This window comes from Acetivibrio ethanolgignens, assembly GCF_001461035.1.
Classification (GTDB): domain Bacteria; phylum Bacillota; class Clostridia; order Lachnospirales; family Lachnospiraceae; genus Velocimicrobium; species Velocimicrobium ethanolgignens.
In genome coordinates this window covers 3,370-14,438 of the sequence record NZ_LNAM01000193.1, presented here as the reverse complement: position 1 = coordinate 14,438, position 11,069 = coordinate 3,370, and the positions used below count along the sequence as shown (strand labels likewise).

The 11,069-nt window shown below is 42.7% G+C and carries 13 protein-coding genes and 1 pseudogene; 11 read left to right on the top strand and 3 right to left on the bottom strand.

The window, feature by feature from the left end; translation table 11 throughout:
- Nucleotides 1-184 precede the first annotated feature (184 nt).
- From ASU35_RS15165 to ASU35_RS15155, 3 genes are read left to right on the top strand one after another with little or no spacing between them, the layout of a single operon-like run.
- Nucleotides 185-1,345, top strand: coding sequence for a YibE/F family protein (locus ASU35_RS15165; RefSeq protein ID WP_058353824.1), 1,161 nt, complete (start codon nt 185-187; stop codon nt 1,343-1,345).
- A gap of 29 nt (nt 1,346-1,374) precedes the next feature.
- Nucleotides 1,375-2,118, top strand: coding sequence for a threonine/serine exporter family protein (locus ASU35_RS15160; protein ID WP_058353823.1), 744 nt, complete (start codon nt 1,375-1,377; stop codon nt 2,116-2,118).
- Nucleotides 2,119-2,131: 13 nt separating this feature from the next.
- A complete protein-coding gene (locus ASU35_RS15155) occupies nt 2,132-2,590 on the top strand; it encodes a threonine/serine exporter family protein (RefSeq protein ID WP_058353822.1) in 459 nt (152 codons plus the stop codon).
- Nucleotide 2,591: 1 nt separating this feature from the next.
- Here the strand turns inward: ASU35_RS15155 and ASU35_RS15150 are convergent, their stop codons facing one another.
- On the bottom strand, nt 2,592-3,344 hold the full coding sequence (locus tag ASU35_RS15150; protein WP_058353821.1) for an exodeoxyribonuclease III: 753 nt from the start codon (nt 3,342-3,344) through the stop codon (nt 2,592-2,594).
- Between the two features lie 76 nt (nt 3,345-3,420).
- Between ASU35_RS15150 and ASU35_RS15145 the strand changes: the two genes are divergently transcribed.
- Genes ASU35_RS15145 through rsmI form a run of 7 tightly spaced genes read left to right on the top strand, consistent with a single transcriptional unit; the run spans nt 3,421 to nt 9,454 of the window.
- Nucleotides 3,421-4,842: an aminotransferase class I/II-fold pyridoxal phosphate-dependent enzyme gene (locus ASU35_RS15145; RefSeq protein WP_058353820.1), complete on the top strand. Its 1,422-nt coding sequence runs from the start codon at nt 3,421-3,423 to the stop codon at nt 4,840-4,842.
- A 2-nt stretch (nt 4,843-4,844) separates the two neighbouring features.
- On the top strand, nt 4,845-5,426 hold the full coding sequence (locus tag ASU35_RS15140; RefSeq protein WP_058353819.1) for a nucleoside/nucleotide kinase family protein: 582 nt from the start codon (nt 4,845-4,847) through the stop codon (nt 5,424-5,426).
- A 59-nt stretch (nt 5,427-5,485) separates the two neighbouring features.
- Nucleotides 5,486-5,926, top strand: coding sequence for a YaaR family protein (locus tag ASU35_RS15135; RefSeq protein WP_058353818.1), 441 nt, complete (start codon nt 5,486-5,488; stop codon nt 5,924-5,926).
- A gap of 15 nt (nt 5,927-5,941) precedes the next feature.
- Complete coding sequence (gene holB, locus ASU35_RS15130; protein WP_058353817.1) at nt 5,942-6,937, top strand: DNA polymerase III subunit delta'; 996 nt, start codon at nt 5,942-5,944, stop codon at nt 6,935-6,937.
- The gene (locus tag ASU35_RS15125; protein WP_058353816.1) at nt 6,930-7,847 is read left to right on the top strand and encodes a PSP1 domain-containing protein; all 918 of its coding nucleotides are present in this window, start codon (nt 6,930-6,932) and stop codon (nt 7,845-7,847) included. Before holB ends, ASU35_RS15125 begins: the two co-directional genes overlap by 8 nt.
- Nucleotides 7,848-7,857: 10 nt before the next feature.
- On the top strand, nt 7,858-8,598 hold the full coding sequence (locus ASU35_RS15120) for a tRNA1(Val) (adenine(37)-N6)-methyltransferase (RefSeq protein WP_058353815.1): 741 nt from the start codon (nt 7,858-7,860) through the stop codon (nt 8,596-8,598).
- Nucleotides 8,599-8,608: 10 nt separating this feature from the next.
- Nucleotides 8,609-9,454, top strand: a complete 846-nt coding sequence (gene rsmI, locus ASU35_RS15115) for a 16S rRNA (cytidine(1402)-2'-O)-methyltransferase (protein ID WP_058353825.1) — start codon at nt 8,609-8,611, stop codon at nt 9,452-9,454.
- A gap of 137 nt (nt 9,455-9,591) precedes the next feature.
- On the opposite strand, the gene ASU35_RS15110 is transcribed toward rsmI, so the two are convergent.
- The gene (locus ASU35_RS15110) at nt 9,592-9,849 is read right to left on the bottom strand and encodes an AbrB/MazE/SpoVT family DNA-binding domain-containing protein (protein WP_058353814.1); all 258 of its coding nucleotides are present in this window, start codon (nt 9,847-9,849) and stop codon (nt 9,592-9,594) included.
- 263 nt (nt 9,850-10,112) lie between these two features.
- On the opposite strand from ASU35_RS15110, the gene ASU35_RS15105 reads away from it, so the two are divergent.
- Complete coding sequence (locus tag ASU35_RS15105; protein WP_058353813.1) at nt 10,113-10,718, top strand: nucleoside recognition domain-containing protein; 606 nt, start codon at nt 10,113-10,115, stop codon at nt 10,716-10,718.
- On the opposite strand, the pseudogene ASU35_RS19940 reads toward ASU35_RS15105, so the two are convergent.
- Nucleotides 10,715-11,069: pseudogene (locus ASU35_RS19940) on the bottom strand (methyl-accepting chemotaxis protein); the annotation flags it as partial. The gene ASU35_RS15105 and the pseudogene ASU35_RS19940 sit on opposite strands and share 4 nt — an antisense overlap.

The window sequence follows — 11,069 nt, the reverse complement described above, 5'->3', positions numbered from 1 at the left end:
TCGGGAACCCTGACTGGTAAGAAAAAGGGCACAGTAAATGTGAAGGTTACGATTACTTTACAAAGCGGACAAAAGAAAACAATTACGAAAAAGGTAACAATTAAGTAAAATGAGAAAGGGTGTCCCCGAATGGAAAACTTTTGGGGACACTCTTTTTCCTGCATCATTAGTGGAGGAAAAACAGGTGAAGAAAAGAAGCAGAGTAACAGTTATAATTACAGGATTTATGCTCCTGATGTTTATGGCAGCAGTAGTTTTTTTAAACCAGCGGGAAGAAGGAAAGGAAGAGCGGGCAGCAAGAAAAAGAAAATTTGCTGTGGCAAGGGTCACAGACATTCTTGCTGATAATGGAGCACCGGATACCTGGACAGAAGGACGGCGTATTGGGCAGCAGACATTGGAGATAACAGTAATTTCTGGACCAGAAAAGGGTAAGATATTAGAAACAGAGAACTATATGAATGCATATTACAATGTGGATGCCAAGGTCGGAACCCGGATTATTGTAAGACTGGATTATAATGATAATGGAGAGTTGTATGTCGTTTCGATCCCTAATTATGATCGCAGTCGAGTCCTAATCGGAGCAGTCGTTGTTTTTGCTGCATTTATGGTACTTGTCGGAGGAAAAAAGGGTGCCAGGGCTTTGCTGGGGCTTGTCTTTACGGTTGTAAGTCTATGGTATCTATTGATTCCCATGGTATTAGGCGGGATGTCACCTATTCTGGCCACTATTTTGATTACAACTGTCGCAAGTGCCGGTGCTCTTCTTTTACTTACCGGATTTACGAAAAAGACTCTTTGTGCACTGCTTGGCTGTATCGGAGGTGTGGTTGCTGCCGGAATTTTTGCAGGGATTGTAACAACGATTACGCCAATTAATGGCTTTAATATGTCAGAAGCAGAAGAGATGGTAATTCGGGCTTCGGAATCATCGCTAAAAATTAGTGGACTGCTTATCAGCGGGATACTGCTTTCAGCTATGGGAGCTTTGATGGATACATCTATGTCTATTGTTTCTGCATTACAGGAAGTCTATGAACAAAATCCGGCGATTTCTGCTAAGCAGATATTTAAATCAGGAATGAATATAGGAAGAGATGCAATGGGAACAATGGCCAATACTCTTATTTTAGCCTTTGTGGGTTCGGCTTTTAATCTTCTTATCCTGTTCCGAGTATATGATTATCCAATGATACAGATATTAAACAGTGATATGATTGTGATTGAAGTTCTTCAGGGAATCGCAGGTTCTATCGGTATCATAATGACTACGCCGTTGGTATCCTGGCTGTGTGCAGTAATATTTCCAGCACGGCTGTATGGAAAATGCTGTAAAAAATAGAAGACAAATTATTTATAAAGGAGACAGATATGGAACTGGATGAAATATTAGATGCCTCTATCCAGGTAGGCTATGAGCTTCTTCGGAACGGAGCTGAGATTTATCGGGTGGAGCAAAGTATCATGTATATCTGTGGGGCCTATGGTGTGAAGGAGATAGAAGCCTTTGCCATCCCTTCCAGTATTGTAGTAACGGTATCGGATGGACACCAGTCTTTGACGAAGAGTAAGCGGGTTCAGAAGGGAAAAAGAGATTTGGATAAAATTTCCAGGCTTACGGATTTGTCGAGGTGTATCTGCCGGGAGCATTTGACCTATCAGGAGTCGATGCAGCGGCTTTTGGAAATAAAAAATGGACCGGTATATAGCACGGCGATACAGTATTTTGCTTATATGGTTGTCGGACTTTCCTTTACGATGTTTTTCGGCGGTAAATGGCAGGATGGGCTGATAGGAGCTGGTGTTGGTGCACAGATTTATTTTTTATTGCGACTTTTGGATAAAATAAGGGTCAATGGTTTTTTTGTAAATATTATTTGTGGCTTTGTGGCCTCTGTAACAGCAAGGCTTTTAGAAAATACTTTTAGTATTTTTAACAGTGATGTGATTACGATTGGAACCATTATGCTTTTAGTGCCGGGACTGGCCATTGCCAACAGTATGCGGGATTTCATATCCAGTGATACGATGGCAGGGATGTCGAGGTTAATTGAGGCGTTGTTTGTGGCGACAGGTATAGCGATTGGTGTAGCCTTTGCTATGATGGTAGTGTAGGAGGTGTGAGAGAATGGAAGGAATGATGCAGTGCTTTTGGGCTTTTACTGGTTCTCTTGCCTTTGGTGTTGTCTTTAATATTCGTGGAAAAAACAGTATTTTTGCAGCACTAGGCGGTCTGTTTGCCTGGGTTGTGTATTTGCTCATGGGAGAGCTTTTTCAAAATACGATTACACAGTTTTTTGCAGCAGCTATGGCAATTTCCTTTTATGCAGAATTTATGGCTATCTGGAGAAAAACACCGGTTACTGTATTTATTATATCGGGAATGATTCCGCTGGTACCGGGAGGTACGATTTTCTATACGATGCGGGAGCTAATTATGGGAAATGATACAGAGTCTTATCAGCTGGGAATTTATACGATAGCAATAGCTGGCTCGATAGCAATGGGAATTTTAATTGCTTCCTTTGTAGTCCAGACGGTGCGGTATGCGATAAACCAGATTCTGGACTACAAAGGAGCAGCATAGTTTAATTCAGGACAAGCTCTACCGGACAGTGGTCGGAGCCAAAGATTTCGCTATGGATGGTAGCAGAAGAAAGGCGGCTCTCCAGTGCCTTTGATACAACAAAATAATCAATACGCCAGCCGGCATTCTTTTCCCTTGCCTTAAAGCGGTAGGACCACCAGGAGTATACACCCTCGGTGTCAGGATAAAAGTAGCGGTAGGTGTCGATAAATCCGGAAGCTAAAAGCTTTGTAAAGCAGTCTCTTTCCTCATCGGTAAAGCCTGCATTGCGGCGGTTGGTTTTCGGATTTTTTAAGTCGATTTCCTGGTGGGCTACATTTAAATCACCGCAGAAGATAACAGGCTTTTTTTCCTCCAGCTTTTTTAAGTAGTCTAAAAAGGCAGCTTCCCAGGTCATACGGTAGTCAAGACGGGCAAGCTCATTCTGTGAATTTGGAGTATAGACGGTAATAAAATAAAAATCTTCAAATTCCAATGTAATGACACGGCCCTCCATATCATGCTCCGGGATACCGATACCATAGGAAACAGAAAGGGGTTCCTTTTTTGTAAAAACGGCTGTGCCGGAATACCCTTTCTTTTCGGCATAATTCCAGTACTGATGATAGCCTGGAAGCTCTAAGTCAATCTGCCCTTCCTGAAGCTTTGTCTCCTGAAGGCAGAAAATATCAGCATCTATTTCATTAAAAATGTCAAGGAACCCTTTTTGTATACAGGCCCGCAGACCATTGACGTTCCAGGATATAAATTTCATAATTTTGACCTCCTTGTTGCAATCTTTTTAGGGTTATTATACACTATAAAGGACAGGAAAGAAAGGCGGAAAAGCTATGAACCTATATAAAAAACTGGTAAGCTATCGAGAAAGTGATTACTATCCCTTTCATATGCCAGGGCATAAAAGAAATACCAAAGTAATGGAAGAGATAAATCCTTATGAAATTGATATTACAGAGATTGATGGCTTTGATAATCTTCATGAACCAGAGGAGATTTTGAAGGAGGAAATGGGGCGGGCTGCCCGGCTGTTTGGGGCTGAAGAAACTTATTTTTTAGTAAATGGAAGCTCCTGCGGATTACTGGCAGCTATCAGTGCCTGCACCCATCATGGAGAGAAGATTTTAATGGCAAGAAACTGCCACAAATCAGTATATAACGGTATTTTCATTAATGAGCTTCAGCCGGTTTATCTTTATCCACAGGCAGATGAGGAATTCGGGATAAATCTTGGAATTTTGCCAGAGGATGTGGATAACCTTTTAAAAGAACACCCGGATTGTAAAACGGTGGTACTGACTTCGCCGACCTATGAAGGTGTTGTCTCGGATATTAAGAAAATAGCAGGGATAGTTCATTCCTACAATGCCATTTTAATTGTAGATGAAGCTCATGGAGCGCATTTTCCTTTTAGCGGGGAGTTCCCAGCATCGGCGGTAGACGGCGGTGCGGATATTGTAATCCAGAGTATCCATAAGACTCTGCCTGCCCTTACTCAGACGGCACTGGCCCAGGTGCAGGGAGAGCGTGTGGCTAGAGGGCGGCTTCGTCAGTTTTTATCTGTATTTCAATCTTCCAGTCCGTCTTACGTGCTGATGGCGGGGATAAGCCGATGTATGGATTTTCTGGAGAGGGACAAAGAAGCCTTTTTTGAGACGTATACAAAGCAGCTAAGAGATTTTTATAGGAAAGCAGAGGGCTTAACACATATTTATGTGCTGAAAAGAGGGGAATATAAGGGCTTTGAAAGAGACAGCTCCAAGCTGGTAATTTCTGTGAAAAATACCTCTATGACAGGAAGACAGCTTTATGATATACTGTTAGAAAGATACCATTTACAGATGGAAATGGCAAAAGATACCTATGTACTCGCGATGACCAGCGTTCTGGATAGCAAAGAGGGCTTCTCAAGACTTTGGAGGGCTTTAGAGGAGTTGGATAAAGGGCTTGAAGAGAAAGAAGCGGTTAAGGAGATAAAGCCTAGGTGTCAGCAGGTGGCAAAGAGGAGGCAGTGTCTGACAAGCTATGAGGCAGCTCTTAGAAAAACAGAGTGGATTGCTTTAGACAGGGCGAAGGGACGAATCTGTGGAGCCTATATTTATCTGTATCCGCCGGGAATTCCGCTTTTATGTCCGGGAGAAGAGATTGACGGAGACTGTCTGGAACAGATATGGTATTATAAAAGAACAGGACTTATCGTACATGGAATTTCAGAGGATACAGATCCAATGATTTCTGTGATTTCGGAGGAATAGAAATGGGCAGGATTTATATTGTCATGGGAAAAAGTGCATCCGGTAAGGACACCATTTATAAGCGGATTTTAGAGCACAGAGAGCTTGGACTTAAAACGGTAGTCGGCTATACGACCCGTCCGATTCGTACAGGCGAGACAGAAGGGATAGAGTATCGTTTTGTCAGCTGGGAGCGGTTTAAGGAGCTTGAAAAAGAGGGGCGTGTCATAGAATTTCGGATATATCATACCGTACTGGGTGATTGGAGCTATTTTACCGTAGCGGATGGACAGATTGATTTAGAGCACCAGGATTATTTGATGCTGAATACTTTGGAAGGTTATGAGAAAACCTGTCGGTATTATGGAAAAGACAAGGTTGTGCCGATTTATATAGAGGTAGAGGATGGACTTCGGCTTTCCCGGGCACTGGAGAGAGAAAAGCAGCAGGCAGAGCCAAAGTATGCTGAAATGTGTCGGAGATATCTGGCTGATGAAGAGGATTTTTCATCAGAAAAGCTTCTGGCGGCGGGTATTGAGAAAAAATATCAGAACCTTGATTTGGAAGAATGTCTCTGCCAGATTATTAACGATATACAGAAATAAAATTTTGTGGTAAAATAGGAAAAAGCGTAGTAAATGATAACGGATGGGAGGTGCCGCAGATGGAAATAAAAATAGATCAGATGACACAGCTGAACCAGATAGAAAAAAAGGCACCTGTACCGGAAGGAGACGGAAGCTTTAAGTTTACCCTTGTCAGCAATATCGAAGAGCAGGGACTTCAGGAGCGTCTGATTCTGATGATGAAGGAAATTACCCAGCAGGGAGAGAAGCTTGGAAAGCGGATGGATGTCAGAGATATGAAGCATTACCGGGCTTTGATTAAGGATTTCATGAATGAGGTAGTCAGCCGTTCCCACAAGTTTAGCAGGGAGAATTTTCTGGACAGGAGAGGCCGTCACAGGGTATATGGTATTGTAAAGCTGGTAGATGAAAAGCTGGATGAGCTGGCGACAGAGCTCATTAAAGATGAAAAGGACCATCTGGCGATTTTGGGCTGTATTGATGAAATCAGAGGACTGCTACTGGATATAATTACTTAAGAGAGAAGGGGTATCATGTTGGATTTTAAGGATATTCTTGGAAGAGAAGAGATAAAGGAGCACTTGCAGACGGCGATTGCACAGAATAAGGTAAGTCATGCCTATATTATCCATGGTGAACATGGGGCTGGGAAACGACTGATTGCCAGCGTATTTGCGGCAGCCCTCCAGTGTGAGGAGAGAGGAGTCAATCCATGTGGAACCTGTAAGTCCTGTCTGCAGGCACAGACAAACAATCATCCGGATATTATCTGGGTGACTCATGAAAAGCTGAGTATTGGTGTAGACGATATCCGCCTGCAGGTAAATAATGATATTGGCATCAAGCCCTACAGCGGGCCGAGAAAGATTTACATTATTGCAGATGCGGATAAGATGACAGAGCAGGCACAGAATGCCCTGCTAAAGACCATTGAGGAGCCGCCGGAGTATGCCGTGGTGATTCTTCTGGCAGAGAATGTAAATCATCTCCTGCAGACGATCTTATCCCGTTGTGTAATATTAAATTTAAAGCCGGTATCAGAGGATGAGATAACAGCCTATCTGGTAAATCAGTATAATATTCCAGATTATGCAGCAAGGCTTGCAGCACAGTTTTCTCAGGGAAATGTCGGAAAGGCAATCCGTTATGGAACCTCCGGTGATTTTGATAAGATTAAGGAGGATACCCTCCATCTCTTAAAATACATTGATGATATGGAAATCCATGAAATTGTTGAAGCGATTCGGAAGCTGTCGGAGTACAAGCATAAGATTAGTGATTGTATTGATTTTATGCAGCTTTGGTATCGCGATATTTTGATGTACAAGGTAACAAAGGATCCGGATAAGCTTCTTTTTAAGGAAGAGTTTCGTTTTATCTCGGCTCAGGCTAAGAAAAGAAGCTATGAAGGTCTTGAAAATATAATTAAGGCAATGGATAAAGCAAGGCTTCGCCTGGCGGCTAATGTTAATTCTGACATCGCCATAGAGCTTATGCTTTTGACAATAAAGGAGTGCGAAAATGATTAAGGTAATAGGAGTAAGATTTAGAACTGCTGGAAAGATATATTATTTTGATCCGGCAGAGCTTGAGATAAAGCAGGGAGACAATGTAATCGTCGAGACTGCCAGAGGAATTGAATACGGCAGGGTGGTTGCCGGTGTCCGTGAGGTGGAAGACGATAAGGTAGTACAGCCATTAAAGCCGGTAATTCGTATTGCTACACCGGAGGATGATGCAGTAGAGAAAAAGAACAAGGAAAAGGAAAAGGAGGCCTTTAAAATCTGTCTGGAAAAGATAGAAAAGCATGGCCTGGAGATGAAACTGATTGATGTAGAATACACCTTTGATAACAATAAAGTATTGTTTTACTTTACTGCCGATGGAAGAATTGATTTCCGTGATCTGGTAAAGGATTTGGCTTCGGTATTTAAGACAAGAATTGAACTTCGCCAGATTGGAGTCCGGGATGAGACAAAGATTATCGGAGGCATCGGCATCTGCGGCAGACCTCTTTGCTGCCATACCCACCTGGCGGAGTTTGCACCAGTTTCTATTAAAATGGCAAAGGAACAGAATTTGTCCCTGAACCCGACGAAGATATCCGGCTGCTGCGGCAGACTTATGTGCTGCCTCAAAAATGAGGAGGAAGCTTATGAGGAGCTTAACAGCAAGCTTCCGAATATCGGTGATTATGTGACAACGATAGACGGATTAAAGGGTGAGGTTACCAGCGTTAGTGTATTAAAGCAGCTTGTAAAGGTAGTTGTCAGCCTTGAAGATGATGAAAAGGAAATCCGTGAGTATAAGGTTGAAGAGCTTAAGTTTAAGAAAAGGCGTAAGGATAATAAAATGACCGCAGAGGAGCTTCGAGAGGTAAGGGAGTTAGAGCGGTTGGAAAAAGCAGAGGGAAAATCAAAGCTTAATGATGAAGTGTGAGGAAAAATGAATGCAGGAAGCTTTTTTAAAACCAGGAGAGCGGCTGGATGATTTGCAGAGAAATAACTATCACATCATTCAGAATCCGGAAAAGTTCTGTTTCGGTATGGATGCGGTGCTTTTATCCGGGTTCGCTACAGTGAAGCCAGGAGAGAGAGCTATGGATATTGGTACTGGGACAGGAATCATCCCGATTCTGCTGGCGGCAAAGACAAAGGGTGAGCATTTTACTGGTCTGGAGATACAGACAGAAAGTGCAGATATGGCAAGACGCAGTATTGCATATAATGGTCTGGAGGAAAGAATTTCTGTTGTAATAGGAGATATTAAGGAGGCAGAGAAGCTTTTTTCTCCTGCCTCTTTTCATGTCATTACGACAAATCCACCTTATATGATAGAGAATCACGGCATAAAAAATACGGATTCTCCGAAAGCGATAGCCCGGCATGAGCTTAAATGCACTTTAGAGGATATTGTACGTCAGTCCTCCCGGCTTTTAGTGCCTGGTGGGCGTTTTTATATGATACATAGACCCTTTCGGCTGGCGGAGATTATCGGTACGCTGACACGTTATCGGTTGGAACCGAAAAGGATGCGCATGGTGCATCCTTTTGTAGACAGAGAGCCTAATATGGTGCTTTTAGAGTGCTATAAGGATGGAAAACCAAGAATAACTGTAGAGCCACCGCTGATTTTATTTTCAGAACCAGGCTGCTACACAGAAGAGATTAAGAGAGAATATGGATTTTAAGAGGAAAGACATGGAAGGAAAATTATATTTGTGTGCAACACCCATTGGCAATTTGGAGGATATTACCTTCCGGGTATTAAATACTTTGAAGGAGGTCGATTTGATTGCAGCGGAGGATACCCGGCACAGTATTAAGCTTTTGAACCATTTTGATATAAAAACGCCGATGACCAGCTACCATGAGTTTAACAAGGTGGAAAAGGCAGTCTATCTGGTAAAAAAGCTAAAGGAGGGCATTAACATTGCCCTGATAACAGACGCAGGAACACCGGGGATTTCTGACCCGGGAGAGGAGCTGGTACGCCAGGCCTATGAGGCAGGAATAGAAGTAACTTCGCTGCCGGGACCGGCGGCCTGCATCACAGCTTTGACACTTTCCGGTCTGCCAACGCGGCGGTTTGCCTTTGAGGCCTTTCTTCCGGCAGATAAGAAAGAAAAGCAGCGGATTGTAAGTGAGCTTTCTCAAGAAACGAGAACGATTATTTTGTATGAGGCACCGCACAGGCTTATTAGGACAGTAGAGGAGCTTCTGGAGGTTCTGGGGGATCGTAGAGCCACACTTTTACGGGAGCTGACGAAAAAACATGAAACTGCTTTTCTTACTACGCTTTCTGGGATTCTTGCCTATTATGAGAAAGAAGAGCCAAGAGGAGAATGTGTTCTTGTAATAGAGGGAAAGTCCTATGAGGAAATCTGTGAGGAAGAAAAGAACCAGTGGAAGGAAGTAGGACTTTTGGAGCACATGGAATATTATGTTGCTCAGGGAATGGATAAAAAGGAAGCCATGAAGGCTGTGGCAAAGGATTTAGGAGTAAGCAAAAGGGAGATTTATCAAAGATTGCTTGAGGAAGAATAAAAAAGCGGCAGATAAGAAGAGGGGAGGGTCTTATCTGCCATTCAAAAAATGAGAGGGGGAGTATAATTATATTATATGGCTGCCAACATGACTATTAAGAGTCTGACTATTAACAGCCATATAAAGTAATTAACAAATTATTCAATTACACCTGCAATCTTTGCAAGCTGGATGATCGAATCCTTAGAAACCTTCTTACCGCAGAAATCATACAAATCTTCTTTTTCACCAGTAAAAATATCGGTCGGCTCATATTTGGTAAGAATAATTCTATCATCTTCAACAAATATCTCTAATGCATCTCTCTCGCCAACACCTAAGGTTCTTCTCAATTCAATCGGGAGAGTGATACGTCCAAGTTCGTCAAGCTTTCTTACGATTCCTGTACTTTTCATTCATTTATCTCCTTCGATTAACTTCTAGATATAAGATACCATCTTTTTTGGGGGTTTTCAATGTAAAAATTTAAGATAATATAGCATTTTATTAATTTTATCATATCTATAATTGTAAAAAAATTGGGATTTTTCAGGAAAAAGTGGAAAAGTTAGGGGAAAATTAGGAGAAAAATGGCGAAAATATTTGGTTTTTGGAAAAAGGTAATAAAGAAGGATTTTTTTTCATAAGGTACTAAAGAAAAGATGATATGAGGTTATATATGCTGAATTATCTTTGGGGCTTTATGGTTATTATAGGAATCGCCGTTGGACTGGTAACAGGAAGTACAGCGGCAGTAAGTGATGCTTCCTTACAATCGGCAAAGGAAGCAGTAAGCCTGTGTATTACCATGCTTGGAGTCATGTCTTTTTGGTGTGGTCTGATGGAGGTGGCAAGAGCTGCGGGAATTATAGAGGGATTTACGAAGGCAATGAGGCCAATTCTTAAGCTTTTATTCCCTGGAATTCCATCAGGACATCCGGCGTTAGAATACATAGCTGCAAATATGATTGCTAATTTTTTGGGGCTCGGCTGGGCAGCGACACCAGCCGGGCTTTCTGCCATGAGAGAGCTGAAGAAGCTGGAAGAGGAGCGTAGAGAAAAGGGGCAGGGTGTTTCTGAGGGAAGTGCCAGTAATGAAATGTGTACCTTCTTAATCATTAATATTTCTTCATTACAGCTGATTCCGGTCAATATCATAGCTTACCGCAGCCAGTATGGCAGCGTAAATCCGGCAGCGGTCATTGCACCGGCAATGGTGGCAACGGCCATAAGCACACTAGCTGCGGTAATTTACTGTAAATGGAAGGATAGAAGGCTAAATTAGTCTGAAATTTTAAACCTGTCTATCAGCTCATTTAAAAGAGAGGCCTGTGCGGAAAGCTGCTCACTGGTAGCAGAGGACTGCTGGGCAGCAGCAGAATTATTCTGTACAACGGCGGAAATTTGGGTAATACCTGATTCAATACCGATAATGGAGCGGGCCTGATCCTCTGAAGCCCGGTAGGTGCTGTCAGAAAGAACAACGACGGTATTCAGGCCTTCGGTTACTGAGGCTAATGAGGCTGCCGTCTGGGCAGTCAGCTGATTACCGATTTCTACCTCATGGATAGCTGCTTCAATCAGCTTTCTGGTGTTAATGGCTGACTGGGCACTATCAGAGGCCAGCTTCCGTATC